The sequence below is a fragment of the Pseudomonas putida genome, from assembly GCF_026625125.1.
Classification (GTDB): Bacteria; Pseudomonadota; Gammaproteobacteria; order Pseudomonadales; family Pseudomonadaceae; genus Aquipseudomonas; species Aquipseudomonas putida_X.
This window is the reverse complement of the sequence record NZ_CP113097.1, coordinates 5,039,189-5,057,986: the sequence shown is the minus strand read 5'-3', so window position 1 is coordinate 5,057,986 and position 18,798 is coordinate 5,039,189. Positions and strand designations below refer to the sequence as shown.

Below are 18,798 nucleotides of genomic sequence, written 5' to 3'. Positions count from 1 at the left end.
ACAGCGTCAGAAAGTTGGTAGGTTCACGTTGGCCTCAAGGGCCCTATCGCCGGCTTGCCGGCGATAGGGCCAGTGCGGTCAGTAGTGGTACCACTTCAGCTCCAGCATCACCTCATTCTGGGCTGTAGCCAAGTGGCTGAACGCCCGCGAAGCACTCAGCCTCAACCCCAGGTTCTGGCTGATCTCCCACTGCTGGTTCAGGCTCACACTGCGCCGCACTTCGCCATTGGTGAAGTAATCGCCTTTGGCTTCCAGTGTCATGTTGCCCAGCCCGTTGCGCCACAGCAGCCCGCCATTGAACCCCGCCGCTGGGGCGATGAACTGGGCGAAGTCGTTATGGTGCTCGACCCGCACAGTGCCCAAGGCGAAGCCCAGCAGCCCGTCGGCCAATTGCCAGGTGCCGCCGGCACCGCCATTGACATGGCTCACCAGCACTTCATCGTCATGTTTGCCCGGCACCCGCTCCAGGCCACCGGCGACCTGCCACGACCAGGGCTTGAGCAGTTCGTTGCGAGGGGTCAGCGAGCGAATCGTGGCCAGATCCAGGCGTTGCACCTGCCAATCGTTGCCTTCGTACTGGCGCACCTTGAGTTGCAGGATTTCGATCTGCGCGCCAAGCGGGAAGCCGTAGGCATTGTCGTTCAGGTCGTGATACGCCATGCGCAGCCCGTATTCGGCGTAGGCGCGGTCTTCCCGGGTGCCGACGCCAAGCTGCCAGGTGCGGGAGTCATGGCCATCCTCGGGCAGGCCGGGGCGTTCGATCTGCAGCGGCGGTGGTGGGTTGCGGTTGATCGCCCGCAACAGCTCGAAGCTACGCCGTGCCTGGCCGGGGTCGCGCTCCTGGCCGTTGGCCCGATAACGCTCCAGGCGGTAAGCGGCGTCCTGCACCAGGGCCTGGCGCTCGCGGGGCAGGGCGGTGAAGGCCGGGCTCTGCAGCTGCGCCGTGTCGGCACTGACGGCCAGCACCTGGCGTTTCTCATCCAGGCCCAGCGGTTCGGCCCGGGCCAGCAGTTCCCGCTCACGCGAGGGCCGGTAAGTCTCGCTGGCGACCATGCCCGACTGTTTCACCGCCTTGACCGTGTCGGTGGGGATTGCGGTCAGCGGGAACTGCGAGGTCAGGTCCAGGCCCGGCCGCGCCACCTGCAGCAGTTCCAGCAGGCGGTAGGAGCAGTTTTCGTCGAAGAAGAAATAATCGAACTGGACCTGCTTGAGTTCCCACACATGCTCGACCATGCGCCCGGTTTCTTCTGGCGTCAGGTCCAGCTGGTACTCCCACAGGTCACGGTTTTCCAGGCTGCGGTATTCGGACAGTTTTTCCTGATAGGGCATCAGGGCGAACAGCCCGGGATAGCCACCCATCAGGCCCTTCCAGGCATACAGGATGCTGTTGTCGCTGCCTTCGATGTAGGCGCCGAAGTTGATGGCATAACTCAGCAGCGTGGTGTCGTCGCTGCGGGTATTGGACTGGTCGATGCGCAGCAGGGTATGGCCGAACATCGACGACGGGCTGTTCAGGTAGGCCGCCGGGAAGATCAGCGCCGCGCTGTGCGGGTCGACCGATTCGTACCAGGTCTTGAACTCCTGGCAATCCGGCTGCGGCAAACCTTGCAGGCCCAGTTGCTCCTTCAGCCAGCGGGTGCGGGCGGGGAACACGCATTGGGCATGCTTGTCGCCCAGGCTGGCCGGGGCATACAGCGCCTGTACCGTGGCCCGCAGCTCTTGGTCCGGGTGGTGCGCGCCGTCCTCGGCGAGGAAGAATTTGCGGTCGTCGACATAGCTGCGCCAGCCGCCGAGTTTGGCGGTTTCGTAGTGGCCCAGGGCAATCCAGTAAGGGGTATTGGCCAATTGCTGGAGACGGCCTTCATCCAGCGCAGGCGCGGCATGAACAGGGGCGCAGGCACACAGCGCCAGGTAAGCAAGGCGTTTGAGCATGTCGGGCAACTACTTCTTAACGATGCCGATAAAAAGGCGAAAACCCGCCCCGGGAGGGGGCGGGAGCAGCTGCGCTTAGGCCTCGGTAGCGTACTTGGCCAGGCGTGGGTCGTTCTTCAGAACGGCCAGGGTGTTGCTGTGGACAGTTTCAGCATTTACGTCGGCGCTGCTGAAGATCTGGTTGAAGTGCTGGTGGGTGACCGAGTTGAAGTAACCGCGGTCTTCCGGCGCTACACCCAGTACCACCGCGTAGGTGGTGAGTGCTTCGCCTTGGCCCATGGCCATGTCTTCGGACAGTTCGTTCATCATGCCATTCATGGCGAACCAGGACTTGCCGCCATAGGTCAGCGAGGCCTTAGTGGAGCAGCCGTTGGTGCCGGAGGTCATGCCGAAGGTAGCGTTACCGGATGTACCGTTGGTGGTGGAGGCCAGGAAGTGAGCCGGCGTGCCGCGCTGGCCTTCGAACAGCATGTTGCCCCAGCCGCAGTTCGGGCCGCCCGGCGCTTCGGCCATGGCATTGAGCGAGACTACGGTGAACAGAGTACCCAGAAGAATCCGTTTCATAGCATTTGTTCTCTATTTGTCTTAACCAAGGGTCAGGGTTGCTGGCAACTCGGTTGCCAGGTCGGGAAAGCTTTTCACCCACCCGCGCAGCTTGGAGTTTAGGCACGATCTAAAGGTTGCGTCGTTGATTGCGAAAAATTTGCTTGGGTCGCTGATCGATACTGCGACATAAAGTCCCGCTGAGCCTTGCAAGGCGCGCGCGGGCGGCGCCAGAATGCTGCGTATCTGCCCCGCCGAAGTAAGGAAACCCAATGCCCGATCCTGTCGCTGCGCGCCTGCGTCTCGCGCCTGAAGCTTTGACCAGGCGTTTTTCTCCTGAGCAGTTTGCCTTTGCCAATACCGACGATCTGGAACCGTTTCGCGGAGTCCTGGGCCAGGAACGTGCTGTCGAGGCCCTGCAGTTTGGGGTGGCCATGCCACGCCCCGGTTACAACGTATACGTGATGGGCGAGCCCGGTACCGGGCGCTTCTCGTTCGTCAAGCGCTACCTCAAGGCCGAGGGCAAGCGCCAACAGACCCCTGCCGATTGGGTCTACGTCAACCACTTCGATGACACCCGCGAGCCGCGGGCACTGGAGCTGCCGTCGGGCAGCGCCGCCGCGTTCATCAGCGACATGGGCGGCCTGATCGACAACCTGCTGGCGACGTTCCCGGCGGTATTCGAACACCCGTCGTATCAGCAGAAGAAGGGCGCCATCGACCGTGCCTTCAACCAGCGCTACGACCGCGCCCTGGATGTCATCGAGCGCGCCTCGCTGGAAAAGGACGTGGCCCTGTACCGTGACGCCAGCAATGTCGCCTTCACCCCGATGGCCGACGGCAAGGCACTGGACGAAGCCGAGTTCGCCCAGCTGCCGGAAGAAGTCCGCGAGCAGTTCCACGAGGACATCGCCTACCTCGAGGAGCGCCTCAACGAAGAGCTGGCCAGCCTGCCACAGTGGAAGCGCGAGTCGAACAACCACCTGCGCCAGCTCAACGAAGAAACCATCACCCTGGCTTTGCAGCCTTTGCTGGCGCCGCTGTCGGAAAAGTACGCCGAGAACGCCGCAGTGTGTGCCTACCTGCAATCGGTGCAGCTGAACCTGCTGCGTACCGTGGTCGAGCAACTGGTCGATGACAGCAAGACCGACGCTGTCGCGCGCAAGCTGCTCGAAGAGCAGTACGCCCCGAGCCTTGTGGTCGGCCATCACGCCGTCGGTGGTGCGCCGGTGGTGTTCGAGCCGCACCCGACCTATGACAACCTGTTCGGGCGGATCGAATACAGCACCGACCAGGGGGCGCTGTACACCTCCTACCGTCAGCTGCGCCCGGGCGCGCTGCACCGCGCCAACGGTGGGTTCCTGATTCTCGAAGCGGAGAAGATGCTCGGCGAGCCGTTCGTCTGGGATGCGCTCAAGCGTGCCCTGCAGTCACGCAAGTTGAAGATGGAGTCGCCGATCGGTGAACTGGGCCGCGTCGCCAGCGTCAGCCTGCAGCCGCAGATGATCCCGCTCAACGTCAAGCTGGTGATCATCGGATCGCGTCAGCTGTACTACGCCTTGCAGGACCATGACCCGGACTTCCAGGAGATGTTCCGGGTACTGGTGGACTTCGACGAAGACATGCCGATGGTCGACGAAAACCTCGAGCAGTTCGCCCAGCTGTTGCGCACCCGTACCAACGAGGAGGGCATGGCGCCGCTGACCAGCGATGCGGTGGCTCGCCTGGCCACCTACAGCGCGCGCCTGGCGGAGAACCAGTCGCGCCTGTCGGCGCGTATCGGTGACCTGTTCCAGCTGGTCAGCGAGGCCGACTTCATCCGCCAGCTGGCCAGTGACGACATGACCGATGCCGGGCACATCGAGCGTGCGCTCAAGGCCAAGGCCACCCGCACCGGGCGCGTTTCGCAGCGGGTGCTCGACGACATGCTGGCAGGCATCATCCTGATCGACACCGAAGGCGCCGCTATCGGCAAGTGCAACGGCCTGACCGTGCTGGAGGTGGGTGATTCGGCCTTCGGCATGCCGGCGCGCATTTCCGCCACCGTCTACCCGGGCGGCAGCGGCATCGTCGACATCGAGCGCGAGGTCAACCTGGGCCAGCCGATCCACTCCAAGGGGGTCATGATCCTCACCGGTTACCTGGGCAGCCGCTACGCCCAGGAATTCCCCTTGGCGATTTCCGCGAGCATTGCCCTGGAGCAGTCCTACGGTTATGTGGACGGTGACAGCGCCTCGTTGGGCGAGGCGTGCACGCTGATCTCGGCATTGTCGCGCACCCCGCTCAAGCAGTGCTTCGCGATCACCGGCTCGATCAACCAGTTCGGTGAAGTGCAGGCAGTGGGTGGGGTCAACGAGAAGATCGAAGGCTTCTTCCGCCTGTGTGAGGCCCGTGGCCTGACGGGCGAGCAGGGGGTGATCATCCCGCGTGCCAACGTTGCCACGCTGATGCTCGATGAGCGTGTGCTGCAGGCGGTCGAGAATGGCGTGTTCCACGTCTATGCGGTCAGCCAGGCTGACGAGGCGCTGAGCCTGCTGGTGGGTGAGGACGCCGGGGAGCTGGACGAGCAGGGGCAGTTCACCGAAGGCAGCGTCAACGCCCGGGTGGTCGAGCGCTTGCGCGAGATCGCCGAGATGGTCAGCGAGGAGGATATCGAGAAGGCGGAAAAGGAACGCCTGGAAGAGGTGATTGCCCAGGCCAAGCCAGCCTGAGTCAATAAATCGGCGCTGGCGGCCATGTGCTACCGTTCAGCGCCGGTTTTCCATCTTTTTGCGTTGCTCTTCTATGCTGGAACTTAGGACGGCGTCAGGGTTCAGGATGGAAACAGCCCGAACGTTTCGAGCTGAACACGGCTTATTGGAGGGGGACGCGGCCATGCGCAACCTCTGCCTTACTCGCCAGTGCCTGGGCCTGGTGACGCGTATCGAATGCAGCATTCGCCCATTGGCCGGTGATAACGGCATGTGGACCTTGCTGTTCGCTGCCGGCATGGCCGGTGAGCAACCCTCAGCCATCAAGGCCCAAGGACCGTTCCATGGGCCGTTGGTCGCCGAGTCCGTGCTCAACGCCATTGTCGACAGCCTTACCCTGCATGGGTACCAGGTGGCCGAAGATCCGCAGATCTGGTGCCTGCACCTGCAGGCGCAATTGCGCCGGATCAACGGTGAACGTTGTCGCAACCTGGGGGACTATCAGTTCCACCCTGAAACCTGAGCGCTCGTTCCTGGGGCAATCGCCGGCTTGCCGGCGATCACCGGTGAAGCCGGTGCCATCCACTCCTGCGTTTGCGCTACACGCAGCCCGCTTGAGTCCGGGCTTTTGCTGTAACAGGCGGCTGGCTATACTCGGCGTCGCTTTTTCAGTCACCTGACGAGTCCCAACCCTCCATGGAACGTATTCTCGAAAACGCGATGTATGCCTCGCGCTGGCTGCTCGCCCCTATCTACTTCGGCCTTTCCCTTGGCCTGTTGGCCTTGGCGCTGAAGTTTTTCCAGGAAGTCATTCACGTCCTGCCCAACGTATTCGCCCTGAGCGAAGCCGACCTGATCCTGGTGATCCTGTCGCTGATCGACATGTCGCTGGTGGGCGGCCTGCTGGTCATGGTGATGATCTCTGGCTACGAGAACTTCGTCTCGCAACTGGACATCGATGACAGCAAGGAGAAGCTCAACTGGCTGGGCAAGATGGACTCTTCGTCGCTGAAGATGAAGGTCGCTGCCTCGATCGTGGCCATTTCCTCCATCCACCTGCTGCGGGTGTTCATGGACGCGCAGAACATCTCTACCGACTACCTGATGTGGTACGTGATCATCCACATGACCTTCGTGGTGTCCGCCTTCTGCATGGGTTACCTGGACAAACTCACCAAGCACTGAGCCCTTGCCGGCCCCTGCGCAGGCTTGCCGGGGCTGGGGCCGGCGCGGCCCAACTGACGAGCGGCGTCAGTAATGCCTTGTGTATTCCCGGGTCCTGTACAAAAAATGAGCACTCATGCCGGGTTGCAGCAGCGAGGTGCTCCCATGAACCTGCATCAGCTCAATACCGAGGCCAGGGCCGGCCATGTCGATGAATTGAACCTGATTGCCATCGAAGGTGGTGATTACCTGCTCGAGGCCCGTATCAAGGGCCATGCCCACCCCTTGGCTGATACCCGCGGTGAACGCCTGCGCGTGCACTCGGTGGAAGACGCCCGCACGTTGCTGCAAACCATCCCGATGGTCTCGATGAACCTGGTGCACTGGTCCGTCCAGGACGAAATGTGCGGCATGGGTTCGCACCCCGAAGAAGACCTCAAGGTACCCATTTCCCAGCGTTCGGCCTGGTAGCTGCTCGCAGCGTCCCAGTGTGCTAGGCTGCTCGCCCTTTTCATCAAGGGCGCGGCTGCACTGCGCCCTGCAGTGGAGCACGACAATGTCCGAACTCAACCTGTCCACCGACGAAACCCGCGTCAGCTACGGCATCGGCCGTCAGCTGGGCGGCCAGCTGCGCGACAATCCGCCACCAGGCGTCAACCTGGAAGCCATCGTGGCCGGCCTGACCGACGCCTTCAACGGTGCCGACAGCCGCGTCAGCGAAGCCGACCTGTCGGCCAGCTTCAAGGTCATCCGTGAAGTGATGCAGGCAGAAGCTGCCGCCAAGGCTGAAGCTGCTGCTGCCTCCGGTAAGGAATTCCTGGCTGAGAACGCCAAGCGCGAAGGCATCACCACCCTTGCCTCGGGCCTTCAGTTCGAAGTGCTGACCGCAGGCGAAGGCGCCAAGCCGACCCGCGAAAGCAACGTACGTACGCACTACCACGGCACGCTGATCGACGGCACTGTGTTCGACAGCTCTTACGAGCGTGGCCAGCCGGCTGAATTCCCGGTCGGTGGCGTGATCGCTGGCTGGACCGAGGCCCTGCAGCTGATGAATGCAGGCAGCAAATGGCGCCTGTATGTGCCGAGCGAGCTGGCCTACGGCGCCCAAGGCGTCGGCAGCATCCCGCCGCACAGCGTGCTGGTATTCGACGTCGAGCTGCTCGACGTTCTGTAATGCCTCTGGGGCCGCTTCGCGGCCCATCGCCGGCAAGCCGGCTCCCACATGGATTGCGCCGCCTTTAGAAATTGGGCAAGACAGTTGCTTCCACAGCTAAAGCGCAGGCCTGAAGAGCTGCGCGGTCGGGGTGGGAGCCGGCTTGCCGGCGATGGGCTGCGCAGCAGCCCCCATAGCAGAGCTGTAATAGCCCGAGCGCGCTCGACGGGCCCTGCGAGCATCTGGGGCCGCTTCGCGGCCCTATCGCCGGTAAGCCGGCTCCCAACAGGGCCGCGCAGAACCTGAGGTTTGCACTGCACCTGGCGCCGACTTGCGGGGGATGAGGCCGGTGCTGCCGGCTTCAATTCCAGTCTGTTCCCACCGGGCGCAACGCCCGCGCATAACAGAACAGGAACAAATTGCGCACCAGCTCCTTGAGCACCACCGGTTCACTCGAATTCAACCCGCTCATGTCCAGGTCACCCTGGTCACGCAGTTCGTCGAGCGCCTCTTCTTCAAGCACGGCGCACACTTCGCCGGTTTCGCGATGCAGGATGCGCAGGTAAGGGTGGGGGCGGTCCAGCCAAGCGTCGATCAGATAAGTCATGGCTATTCTCCTTGGTTAACGGTCCAATGAGAATAATTCTTATTATCAAAATAGCAAGAGACTATTGGCTGTTTTTCAGGTAATCAGACCTTGCGCACGAATTCCGACTTCAGCTTCATGGCGCCAATGCCGTCGATCTTGCAGTCGATGTCGTGGTCGCCGTCGCACAGGCGGATGTTCTTGACCTTGGTACCGACCTTGACCACCAGGGAAGAACCCTTGACCTTGAGGTCCTTGATCACGGTGACCGTGTCGCCGTCCTGCAGCACATTGCCCACTGCATCCTTTTTCACCACGTCATCGCTGCCGGCGTCGGCTTCGCCGGTGGCCGACCACTCGTGGGCGCATTCAGGGCAGATCAGCTGGGTGCCATCCTCGTAGGTGTACTCGGAATTGCATTTAGGGCAGGGCGGCAAAGTGCTCACTTCGGTTCCTTAAACAGACAGACGGTTAAAGGCCCATATTGTATAAGGTTTTAACAGGGAAATGTTTTTGTCCGCACAAATGCATCGCGGGCAAGCCTGCTCCTGCAGAACCCTGTGGATCCTGCGGAGCGGGCTTGCCCGCGAGGAGGGTGGCGCGACCTTAGTGCGTGCGCGCTACGGCAAACTCACTGAGCTCCACCAGTGCATCCCGGTATTGGCTGGCCGGCAGCACTTCCAGGCACTCAATGGCCCGCTTCACGTAATCACGTGCCAGCTGCGCGGTGTAGTCCAGCGCGCCCGAAGCCTCGACCGCCACGCGGATCTGTTCCAGGTCTTCCAGGCCACCCTTCTGGATCGCCTTGCGCACCAGTGCAGCCTGCTCAGGCGTGCCTTCGCGCATGGTGTAGATCAGCGGCAGGGTGGGCTTGCCTTCGGCCAGGTCGTCGCCCACGTTCTTGCCCAGGGTCTGCGAATCGCCTTTGTAGTCGAGCAGGTCGTCGACCAGCTGGAAAGCCACGCCCAGGTGGTCGCCGAAGGTGCGCAGGGCCTCGCGCTGCTCGTCGGTGGCACCGGCCAGTGCGGCGGCGCTGTGGGTCGAGGCCTCGAACAGCATCGCGGTCTTGCCCCGGATGACCTCCATGTACACTTCTTCGGTGGTGCTGGCATCGCGCACCCGCGACAGCTGCAGCACTTCGCCTTCGGCGATCACCCGGGTGGACTTGGAGAGGATCTGCATGACCTGCATGGAGCCCAGCTCGACCATCATTTCGAACGAGCGCGAATAAAGGAAGTCGCCCACCAGCACGCTCGGTGCATTGCCCCACAGGGCATTGGCGGTGGAACGGCCGCGGCGCATGCCGGACATGTCGACCACATCGTCGTGCAGCAGGGTGGCTGTGTGCAGGAATTCGATGGTTGCAGCGAGCAGGCGCAGGTCGTCGCCCTCGCGGCCCAGAGCCTTGCCGCACAGCAGCACCAGCAACGGGCGCAAGCGCTTGCCACCGGCCGACGTGATATAATCGCCGATCTTCGATACCAGCGGCACGCGCGAGGTCAGCTGCTTCTTGATGATCTCGTCGACGGCGCTGAAATCGTCAGCTACCGCGCGGTAGAAGGTTTGGGGTTGCATCGGCTGCTCCAGTGAGGTTGCGCGGCATGCTAGGTCGCGGGTCCCGGTGTGTCAAGGCACGCCGCCCGGTGAGCGGGGCCGGTACTTGCAAGCAAAACCATGGTTGCGTACAATCGCGCACCCTAACTTCCTGGGCAGCACCTGCCTTACGCAATTGCGCCGGGCCGTTCCAGCCCTGTGCAGCCATGCCAGCCAATACTCATCATATAAAGCGCTGGGTGAGCAGGATTATCGGAGAAATACCCATGTCTTACGCAGTAATCGTTACCGGCGGCAAGCAGTACAAAGTCGCTGAAGGTGAATTCCTCAAAATCGAAAAGCTGGAAATCGCCACTGGCGAATCCGTGACTTTCGATCGCGTTCTGCTGGTTGCCAACGGTGAAGAAGTCACCATCGGCGCTCCAGTCGTCGCTGGCGCTAAAGTTGTTGCCGAAGTCGTTTCGCAAGGCCGTCACGATAAAGTACGCATCATCAAGTTCCGTCGCCGTAAGCACCACATGAAGCGTATGGGCCACCGCCAGTGGTTCACCGAGATCAAAATCACCGGTATCCAGGCTTAATCGCTCAGATCCCCTGAATTTATTTGGAGAATTGAACCATGGCTCACAAGAAGGCTGGTGGTAGTACTCGTAACGGTCGCGACTCAGAATCGAAACGCCTTGGCGTGAAGATGTATGGCAGCCAGGTCGTCAAGGCCGGCAACATCATCGTCCGTCAGCGCGGCACCCAGTTCCACGCCGGCTACGGCGTTGGCATGGGCAAGGATCACACCCTGTTCGCCAAGATCGAAGGCGTGATCAAGTTCGAGAAGAAAGGCGAGTTCAACCGCCGTTACGTGAGCATCGTCGCCGCTTAATCGCGACGTCGCTCCAGAAGCCCCGTCATGCGACGGGGCTTTTTCGTTTGTGGTGAGCCTCTTGCAAAGCTGTTTGTATGGGCTGCCGGCGTGGGTTTCTTCGGTCGTACGGGGCCGCCGCGCTCATTTTTGCAAGAGCCTCAGGTTTTTTAAGTATTCAGCTCGTCGGAAGGCGAGAGGCGGTTTTTGAATGAAGTTTGTTGACGAAGTATCCATCCGGGTCAAGGCCGGTGATGGTGGTAACGGTTGCATGAGCTTCCGTCGCGAGAAGTTCATCGAGAACGGTGGCCCCAACGGGGGTGACGGTGGCGATGGCGGCTCGGTGTACATGGTGGCCGACGAAAACCTCAACACCCTGGTTGACTACCGCTATACCCGTCACCACGAAGCCCAGCGCGGCGCCAATGGTGGCAGCACCGATTGCACCGGCAAGAAGGGCGAGGACCTGTTCCTGCGTGTGCCGATCGGTACCACCGTGATCGACGCCTCCACGCAGGAAGTGATCGGTGACCTGGTCACCCCCGGCCAGAAGCTGATGGTCGCCCAAGGCGGCTGGCACGGCCTGGGCAACACCCGTTTCAAATCCAGCACCAACCGTGCGCCGCGCCAGACCACCCCAGGCAAGCCGGGCGACCAGCGCGACCTGAAGATGGAGCTGAAAGTCCTGGCCGATGTGGGCCTGCTGGGCCTGCCGAATGCCGGCAAGAGCACCTTCATCCGTTCGGTGTCGGCCGCCAAGCCGAAGGTCGCCGACTACCCGTTCACCACCCTGGTACCGAACCTGGGCGTGGTCAGCGTCGACCGCTGGAAGAGCTTCGTCATCGCCGACATCCCCGGCCTGATCGAAGGCGCATCCGACGGTGCCGGCCTGGGTATCCGCTTCCTCAAGCACCTGGCGCGTACCCGCGTGCTGCTGCACCTGGTCGACCTGGCGCCGCTGGACGGCAGCAGCCCGGCCGACGCCGCCGAAGTGATCATCAACGAGCTGACCCGCTTCAGCCCGTCGCTCACCGACCGTGAGCGTTGGTTGGTGCTGAACAAGGCCGACATGCTGATGGACGACGAGCGCGACGAGCGCGTCAAGGAAGTGGTCGAGCGTCTGCAGTGGGAAGGCCCGGTCTACGTGATCTCGGCCATCGCCAAGCAGGGCACCGAGCAGCTCTCTCACGACCTGATGCGCTACATCGAAGACCGCGCCGATCGCCTGGCCAACGACCCGGCCTACGCCGAGGAACTGGCCGACCTGGACCAGCGCATCGAAGACGAAGCCCGCGCCCAGCTGCAGGCCCTGGACGACGCCCGTACCTTGCGTCGTACCGGCGTCAAGAGCGTGCACGACATCGGCGACGATGACGCGTGGGACGATGATTTCGAGGACGACGAAGACGGCCCGGAAATCATTTACGTGCGCGACTGACCGGTTGCAGTACACTAAACGCCGCTCTCTGGAGCGGCGTTTTTGTATCCACGGTATCTACAGATTCGACATAGGTTGGAAGAGAAGATGCGAAGCAAGGTGACTGGCGCCAAGCGCTGGGTCGTGAAGATCGGTAGTGCATTGCTCACGGCCGATGGCAAGGGCCTCGACCGCGGTGCCATGGCCGTATGGGTCGAGCAGATGGTTGCCCTGCGTGAGGCGGGTGTTGAGTTGGTGCTGGTGTCCTCTGGGGCCGTGGCTGCCGGCATGAGCCAGCTGGGCTGGACCGCACGACCGAGCGCGATGAACGAGCTGCAGGCTGCCGCTTCGATCGGCCAGATGCGCCTGGTGCAGGCGTGGGAGTCGAGCTTTGGCGAGCACGGCAAGCACACCGCGCAGATCCTTCTGACTCACGACGACCTGTCCGACCGCAAGCGTTACCTCAACGCCCGCAGCACCTTGCGCACCTTGGTCGACTTGGGCGTGGTGCCGGTGATCAACGAAAACGACACCGTGGTTACCGACGAGATCCGCTTCGGCGACAACGACACCTTGGCTGCGTTGGTGGCGAACCTGGTCGAAGCTGACCTGCTGGTGATCCTCACTGACCGTGACGGCATGTTCGACGCCGACCCGCGTAACAATCCAGAGGCGCAGCTGATCTACGAAGCCCGTGCCGATGACCCAGCGCTCGACGCCGTAGCCGGCGGTACCGGCGGCGCTCTGGGCCGGGGCGGCATGCAGACCAAGCTGCGCGCCGCACGCCTGGCTGCCCGTTCTGGTGCCCACACCATCATCATCGGAGGCCGTATCGAACGGGTACTCGACCGGCTCAAGGCTGGTGAGCGCCTGGGTACCCTGTTGTCGCCTGAGCGCGGCATGCTGGCTGCGCGCAAGCAGTGGCTGGCTGGCCACTTGCAAACCCGCGGCACTCTGGTGCTGGACGCCGGTGCCGTGCAGGCGCTGCGCCAGGCCAACAAGAGTTTGCTGCCGGTCGGTGTGAAGACCGTCCAAGGCAGCTTCCGCCGTGGCGAAATGGTGGTGTGCGTGGGCCCCGACGGCCTGGAAGTGGCCCGTGGCCTTGCCAACTACAGCGCGCTGGAAGCACAGAAAATCATCGGCCAATCGTCCGATGCCATCGAGTCCCTGCTTGGCTACAGCGCCGAGCCGGAGCTGGTCCACCGTGACAACCTGGTGCTGGTATGAACATGCTCAAACGCGTGATTGCCGTGGCGGCCCTGGCGCTGCCGGTGCTGGCAGGGGCCGAGGAAATCGGCCAGGTATCTACGGTGTTCAAGTTCGTCGGGCCCAACGATCGCATCGTGGTCGAGGCCTTCGATGACCCCAAGGTCGAAGGTGTGACCTGCTACCTGTCGCGCGCCAAGACGGGTGGAGTGAAGGGTGGCCTGGGCTTGGCCGAGGACCGTGCCGAGGCGTCGATTGCCTGCCGCCAGGTGGGGCCGATCAACTTCAAGGGTGAGTTGAAAGATGGCGAGGAGGTGTTCAAGGAACGCACCTCGCTGGTGTTCAAGACCATGCAGGTGGTGCGCTTCCTGGACAAGAAGCGCAATACACTGGTGTACCTGGTGTACAGCGACCGCATGATCGAAGGCAGCCCGCAGAATGCGGTGACGGCGATTCCGATTCTGCCTTGGGCCCATTGAGGCAACAGCGGAGGCCTTCGGCCTCCAATCGCCGGCAAGCCGGCTCCCACAGGGTGGAGTGGCCCGGGCATTGAGCTGGTATCCAGCTTCCTGGTGGCACTCCACACCCCTGTTGGAGCAACTGTCTTGCTCAACGTCTAAAAGTTGGCACCCCTGATGGAGCAACTGTCTTGCTCAACGTCTAACAGTTGGCGCGATACCTGTGGGAGCCGGCTTGCCGGCGATAGGCCGCAAAGCGGCCCCGTCACACACTAATCAGGCCAGCTCCTCGGCCTGATCCTCGCGCACGATCGCCTTCTCCACATCACGACGGCTGATGTACTTCCAGTCCGCTTCGTCGATATAGATGCCATTAGGCCCGCTACCGCCTTCCAGGTCGATCGCCACATGCGCCGATACCTGTGGCTTGACGCTCGCCAGAATCGGTACGAAGCCCAGCTGCAGGCTGGTCTCCAGGAGCGCGGCCTGGTTGCGCTCATCGATGTCCGCCGCTTCGTCCAGGTAGTAAGGCAGGCGAATACGCCCGGCCAGGTCGCGATCCATCAAGTGCAGCAACAGGTACATGTTGGTCAGCGCTTTGATGGTCATCGTGGTGCCGTTGGAGGCGGCGCCGTCGATGTCGGCGTGAATCACCGGCTGGCTGTTGATCTTGGTGATCTCGAACGCCAGTTCGAACAGGTCCTTGAGGCCCAGCTGGTTGTGGTTGGCCGCCACCAGCCGTGCCAGGTACTCCTTGGCTTCTTCGTTCTTGTGATCCTGCTCCGAATTCTGAGTCAGGTCGAACACCGACAGGGTCTCGCCTTCCTCGTACTGGCCGGCGCTGTGGATGATCTGGTCGATATGCTTGAGCGCTTCCTTGTTCGGCGCCAGTACCACGCGGAAGCTCTGCAGGTTGGAAACCTGGCGCTTGTTGATCTCGCGGTTGAACAGCGCCAGCTGGTGCTCGAGGCTGTCGTAGTCGCTGCGGATGTTGCGCAGGGTGCGGGCGATGTCGGTGACTGCGGCGCGGCGCGCCTTGGCCAGGGTCAGCGCCTCGTCGGTGCGGTGGGCGTACGCATTGACCAGCAGCTGCAGGCGCCGCTCCATGTCATCTTCACTGTCGAACTTGGCCACGCCCTTCAGACGCACCTGGGCGTACAGCGCCTCGATCTGGTTGTCGACGCGCTGCAGGGCCTGCCAGCTGTCCTGGTAATCGTTGAGCAGCGGCAGCAGGTTGTCCATGGAGTCGTCAACCGCTTCCATGAACGGCGTGCCGAACGGCAGGTCGGCAGGCAGCAGCTGGCGACGGCGCAAGGCGTCTTCCAGGGTGCGCTGCTTGGCTTCCAGGTCGGCGATCTGCCGCCCGACCAGTTGCAGCTTGGCCGACAGTTGCTGGACGCGCTCGGTGAAGGCATCGCTGGAGCGTTTGAGTTCGTCCTGGGCCGCTTCCAATTGCGCCAGTTGTTCCAGCTTCTCCGGCTCTTCCGCCGCCAGGGTTTCGCTGCGACGGTAGTCTTCCAGGGCCTTCTGCGCGTCCAGCACCTGCTGGTACAGGGCTTCGGTCTGGGCTTTGGAGGCGCTGCGGTCGGCGGCCACCGACTGCTGGGTCTTGAGCTGCTTGAGCTCGCGCTCCAGGCGGTCCTTCTGGTCGCGCAGGGCCGCACGGTCGGCCAGGGCTTGCAGGGCGGGTGGGTCGATGTGCGAAAGGTCGATGGAAATGCCCGGGGCCTCGAAGCGCTCGCCCTTGAAGCTATCGAGCACCGCTTCCAGCGATTTCACCCACAGGTCGCTGTCGTCCAGTTCGATACCGCGCTCGCCCAGCGGCAGGCTGAACAGTGCGCCGTTGAACAGGCGCATCAGGCGGTCGACGTCTGCCTGCGAAAACTCTTCGCGCAGGCGGGCGTAGCTGTTGTTGTCGGCGTGGTCGAGCTGCTGCCTGACCTGCTTGAGGCGTTTTTCCAGGTCGCGTACACGCTCGTCGAGGTCTTCGGCAGAGAACTGCCGCGACTGGGCCAAGGCGCCGGCCAGTTCGTCGTGGGCGTCCTTGGCGGCCAGCAGTTGCTGCTCCAGCACTTTGACGTCATCGATCAGGGCAAAGCGGTGCTTGAGCACCGACAGCTCACCGAGCCAGCGCTGGATACCGGTGATTTCACGTTCCAGGCGCATCAGCTCCTGGGTGCCGCCACGCTGGTCGTTCTGCAGGCGGTCCTGCTCGCCGCGGTAGTGCTCGGCCTGGATCACCAGCTCTTCCTTGCGCGCCATGGCGTATTCCTGCCAAGTGGCCAGCAGGTTGTCGAGCAGTGGCGAGAGGCGGTGCAGCTTGCCGCGCAGGATGTCGCGCTGGGCCACCCCGCCGGCCAGGGCTTCGACCAGCGGGCCGGCGGCAACCAGCGCGTTGTAGTCCTGCTCCATGCGGCGTACGTCGCGGAAGGCTTCTTCACAGGCGGCGATGTAGTCGACGCTGCCCGAGCGCAGGCTGTGCTCGAACGCGTCGAGGAACAGCTGTTTGAGCTTGGCGGCGGTGATTTCGCGCATGTGCAGCAAGTTGATGAACAGTGCCCGGAAGGTTTTCAGGCTCTGTTCGCTGGTCGAGCGCAGCGGGATCATGGTCAGGTCCAGCGGCACCGACGTGTGGCCGCCGACCAGCAACCGGCGCAGCTCGTCCGGCTTGAGCTCGTAGGCTTTGAGGCCCAGGCGTTCGAGGTTGGTGAACAGCTCTTTCTGGCGCAGGCAGGTGTCGTTCTTCTGGTAGTGGTCCAGGTCCAGTTCACCCTTGTAGGCAAAGAACTGGTGGCCGAAACCGCCGCCCGGCCCGCGCCCGACCACGCCAATCACGTGGGGCCCGTGGGGCAGGTTGAGTTCGCAGAGAATGTACGAGGTGTCGCTGGCGAAGTAGAAGCGGCGCGACTGCTCCAGGCTGTACTTGCCGAAGCTCATGTCGGACATGCGCGCCAGGATCGGGAACTGCAGGGCGTTGATCGAAGCGGATTTGCCCAGGTTGTTGGCGCCGTAGACCGACAGCGGGTGCTCCAGCGGGAACAGGCCCAGGCTGTAGCCGGCGGTGTTGAGCAGTGCGAAGCGGCGGATGCCGTAGCGTTCCTGGCTCATGCGTCAATCTCCTGTTGCTCTTCGCGGATGGCCCGGGCCAGGGCCTCTTCTTCGCTTTCTTCGCCCTCGAACGGGGTGAGGTCGAGCGGGTCGTCGGTGTGGGCCAGCGCTTCGGGGCTTTCTTCCTCGACCAGCACCGGCGTTGGCAGCGGTAGATCGCTGTGCAGGCTGGCGGCCAGGTCGCGGTCCTGCTGCACCGACAGGCACACATCGAGGAACCGGTGCATCGGCGGCAGGAAGCGGTAGATCCCGTTTTCCTCGTGGGCGAAGCCGAGCTGGGTCATGCGGCGCATGATCTTTTCTTCCAGCTCGTCGACGGTTTGCACTTCAGCCTGCAGGAACAGGTCACGGTATTTGTCCAGCAGCGAGGGCAGCTCATCGCGCCCGATGCTGCCGCCGTCGAGTACCGCCATCGGGTCGCGGCCCTGGTCGGCCAGGTGTTCGACCAGAATGAAGGTGAACAGCGACAGGCGCTGGGCGGTCTTGTTGACCTGCGCGGCGGCCTGCTCGGGGACGAAGTAATAGAAACCGCGGGTATCGCACACCAGCTCGAAGCCCAAGGCCTTGAACAGGGTGCGGTACTGGTCCTGGAAGTTCGACAGCTGGGCGTACAGCTCCGGGTCGCGGCGGCTGATGTGGAACCCTTTGAACAGCTCGCGGAAGATCGGCGCGAGCTGGGACAGTTCGGAAAGATCAAGATGCATTGGCTGGGCTCGCGTTGGTTTCAGGTTGCGCTTCGCGGCTGGATGTCAGGGCGTACGAGCGCAGGCTGACCAGGTGTTCGTGGGTGGTGTACTCGCGCCGTTCCAGGCGTTCGCGCTTGAAGCGCTTCTCACGTGACAGGCGCGAGAACCAGTACAACAGTTCGTCGGTGGCGCCGTCGGGCTCCTGGTCCAGCAGCCAGACCATCAGGTCAGGCAGCGGCAGGGCATCTTCGCAGCGCTCGAGCATTTCCTTGACCGTGCGTGGCGCGCGCGGCAGCGGGCCAGTCTGGGTCTTGTGCGCCTTGGGGAACCTGGCCGGTTTCGGCTCGAAGCGGGCGAGGGCATAAACGTACGCCTCGACCTGGCTGGCGCTGCCCAGGAAGGTGCTCTGCGGCCGGGTGAACAATGGCATGGCCGCCTGCGGCACCGCGTCGATACCTTTGCGCCGGATCACCGACAGGGCCAGGGCGGCGCCGCGGGTCACGGCATTGTGCCGGCGCGCTTCTTCGCGCAGCGGCAGCAGCAGTTCACGGGCGTGGCGCAGGGTCAACTGGGCGCTGGTCTGCATCTCGAGGATGCGCGCATGGGTGCGCAGCAGCATGTCGTCGTCGACCAGGTGGCCCAGGCGCGCCTGTTCGCCGAGCAGTTTCAGCAGCACGGTCTCGACCTTGCGCACGCCCTGCTCGAAAGCGCCGTCGGCGTTGACCAGCTGGATCATCGGCTCGACGTATTCGTCCCAGGTCGCCAGTACTTCGGCATAACGCTGGCGCAGCGGGATCTGACGGTTGCTGGTCTTGGCCCGTTCGGCCACGGCGACCAGCGCCTGTTCATCGTTGTCGAGCTTCTTCAGCACGTCGCGCACGCGCATGTCGAGCAGGCGCAGCTGGCGCGCCAGGTCATCGCTGTCGCGGTTGTCGAAGGCATCCTGGATATGCCCGGCAAGGCGCTCCAGGTGGCGCAGGTAGGCCTCGATCTCCAGGCACAGGCCCAGACGGTGCTCACGGCGCAGGTAGGCGAGGAAGTCGTGGATCTGGGCGTTGAGCTCGAAACGGTTCGGGCTCTTGGCCACCGGGACCAGGATATCCAGGCGGATCCACACGTCGAGCAGCTGGGTGATGTCCTGCGGCGTGCTTTCCACTTGCTGGCGGCCCAGCTGCTGGCGCAGTTCGACCAGGCTCAGGGTGCCTTGGTCGAAGCGCTCGCACAGCGGCTCGATCAGGGCCCAGTGTTCGGCTAGGGCGCGCAGGACGCGCTTGGGTTCGATCATTGGCGTCTACTCGTTGCCAAGTAAAAAGGGGGCGATTGTACTGCATCCGGGGGTGAGGATTTCACCCCTTGGTCTGTAATCAGGGATAACCCTGAGTTGCCTGGGGGGTTCACTGGCCCCCTGGCCAGTTCAGGCGGCAATTTTCTGCCGACCAGTTGCG

Annotated in this window: 18 protein-coding genes; 10 read left to right on the top strand and 8 right to left on the bottom strand. The window is 63.0% G+C overall.

The genetic code is table 11. The features are described 5' to 3' along the window. Positions 1-78: 78 nt before the first annotated feature. Both OSW16_RS23285 and OSW16_RS23280 read right to left on the bottom strand, forming a co-directional pair. On the bottom strand, positions 79-1,932 hold the full coding sequence (locus OSW16_RS23285) for a DUF4105 domain-containing protein (RefSeq protein ID WP_241806284.1): 1,854 nt from the start codon (positions 1,930-1,932) through the stop codon (positions 79-81). Positions 1,933-2,007: 75 nt separating this feature from the next. Next, complete coding sequence (locus tag OSW16_RS23280) at positions 2,008-2,496, bottom strand: DUF3015 domain-containing protein (RefSeq protein ID WP_012316307.1); 489 nt, start codon at positions 2,494-2,496, stop codon at positions 2,008-2,010. Positions 2,497-2,747: 251 nt separating this feature from the next. Here OSW16_RS23280 and OSW16_RS23275 point away from each other — a divergent pair, with 251 nt between their 5' ends. The 5 genes from OSW16_RS23275 (at position 2,748) to OSW16_RS23255 (ending at position 7,503) form a co-directional block, all read left to right on the top strand. Then, positions 2,748-5,186 (top strand): Lon protease family protein, encoded by a 2,439-nt coding sequence (locus tag OSW16_RS23275; protein ID WP_267818835.1) that lies wholly within the window; start codon positions 2,748-2,750, stop codon positions 5,184-5,186. 163 nt (positions 5,187-5,349) lie between these two features. Further along, positions 5,350-5,688, top strand: coding sequence for a hypothetical protein (locus OSW16_RS23270; protein ID WP_012316305.1), 339 nt, complete (start codon positions 5,350-5,352; stop codon positions 5,686-5,688). Positions 5,689-5,861: 173 nt separating this feature from the next. After that, the gene (locus tag OSW16_RS23265) at positions 5,862-6,350 is read left to right on the top strand and encodes a TIGR00645 family protein (RefSeq protein WP_008092009.1); all 489 of its coding nucleotides are present in this window, start codon (positions 5,862-5,864) and stop codon (positions 6,348-6,350) included. Positions 6,351-6,494: 144 nt separating this feature from the next. Then, positions 6,495-6,800 (top strand): DUF6482 family protein, encoded by a 306-nt coding sequence (locus OSW16_RS23260; RefSeq protein WP_267818831.1) that lies wholly within the window; start codon positions 6,495-6,497, stop codon positions 6,798-6,800. An 85-nt stretch (positions 6,801-6,885) separates the two neighbouring features. Beyond that, a complete protein-coding gene (locus OSW16_RS23255; protein ID WP_241806287.1) occupies positions 6,886-7,503 on the top strand; it encodes an FKBP-type peptidyl-prolyl cis-trans isomerase in 618 nt (205 codons plus the stop codon). Positions 7,504-7,843: 340 nt separating this feature from the next. Here the strand turns inward: OSW16_RS23255 and OSW16_RS23250 are convergent, their stop codons facing one another. From OSW16_RS23250 to OSW16_RS23240, 3 genes are all read right to left on the bottom strand, one after another. After that, entirely contained in the window at positions 7,844-8,089 is a 246-nt protein-coding gene (locus OSW16_RS23250) for a hypothetical protein (RefSeq protein WP_012316301.1), read from the bottom strand. A gap of 83 nt (positions 8,090-8,172) precedes the next feature. Continuing rightward, a complete protein-coding gene (locus OSW16_RS23245; protein ID WP_267818828.1) occupies positions 8,173-8,514 on the bottom strand; it encodes a zinc ribbon domain-containing protein YjdM in 342 nt (113 codons plus the stop codon). Between the two features lie 160 nt (positions 8,515-8,674). Continuing rightward, entirely contained in the window at positions 8,675-9,643 is a 969-nt protein-coding gene (locus OSW16_RS23240) for a polyprenyl synthetase family protein (protein WP_241806289.1), read from the bottom strand. A 245-nt stretch (positions 9,644-9,888) separates the two neighbouring features. Between OSW16_RS23240 and rplU the strand changes: the two genes are divergently transcribed. The 5 genes from rplU (at position 9,889) to OSW16_RS23215 (ending at position 13,580) form a co-directional block, all read left to right on the top strand. Beyond that, entirely contained in the window at positions 9,889-10,203 is a 315-nt protein-coding gene (rplU, locus tag OSW16_RS23235; protein WP_008092021.1) for a 50S ribosomal protein L21, read from the top strand. Between the two features lie 38 nt (positions 10,204-10,241). Further along, positions 10,242-10,499 carry a 50S ribosomal protein L27 gene (gene rpmA / locus OSW16_RS23230; protein ID WP_008092023.1) on the top strand — a complete coding sequence of 86 codons (258 nt, stop codon included), beginning with the start codon at positions 10,242-10,244 and terminating at the stop codon, positions 10,497-10,499. A 190-nt stretch (positions 10,500-10,689) separates the two neighbouring features. Further along, positions 10,690-11,916, top strand: coding sequence for an Obg family GTPase CgtA (gene cgtA / locus OSW16_RS23225; protein WP_267818824.1), 1,227 nt, complete (start codon positions 10,690-10,692; stop codon positions 11,914-11,916). 87 nt (positions 11,917-12,003) lie between these two features. Continuing rightward, on the top strand, positions 12,004-13,122 hold the full coding sequence (proB, locus tag OSW16_RS23220) for a glutamate 5-kinase (RefSeq protein ID WP_241806291.1): 1,119 nt from the start codon (positions 12,004-12,006) through the stop codon (positions 13,120-13,122). Next, entirely contained in the window at positions 13,119-13,580 is a 462-nt protein-coding gene (locus tag OSW16_RS23215) for a CreA family protein (RefSeq protein WP_267818821.1), read from the top strand. The genes proB and OSW16_RS23215 overlap by 4 nt, the downstream gene beginning before the upstream one ends. 255 nt (positions 13,581-13,835) lie before the next feature. Here the strand turns inward: OSW16_RS23215 and mksF are convergent, their stop codons facing one another. Genes mksF through mksB form a run of 3 tightly spaced genes read right to left on the bottom strand, consistent with a single transcriptional unit; the run spans position 13,836 to position 18,638 of the window. Further along, positions 13,836-16,667, bottom strand: coding sequence for an Mks condensin complex protein MksF (gene mksF, locus OSW16_RS23210; RefSeq protein ID WP_267818819.1), 2,832 nt, complete (start codon positions 16,665-16,667; stop codon positions 13,836-13,838). Next, on the bottom strand, positions 16,664-17,371 hold the full coding sequence (mksE, locus tag OSW16_RS23205; RefSeq protein ID WP_241806294.1) for an Mks condensin complex protein MksE: 708 nt from the start codon (positions 17,369-17,371) through the stop codon (positions 16,664-16,666). The genes mksF and mksE overlap by 4 nt, the downstream gene beginning before the upstream one ends. After that, positions 17,361-18,638, bottom strand: coding sequence for an Mks condensin complex protein MksB (gene mksB, locus OSW16_RS23200; RefSeq protein ID WP_241806295.1), 1,278 nt, complete (start codon positions 18,636-18,638; stop codon positions 17,361-17,363). Before mksB ends, mksE begins: the two co-directional genes overlap by 11 nt. Positions 18,639-18,798: the final 160 nt, after the last annotated feature.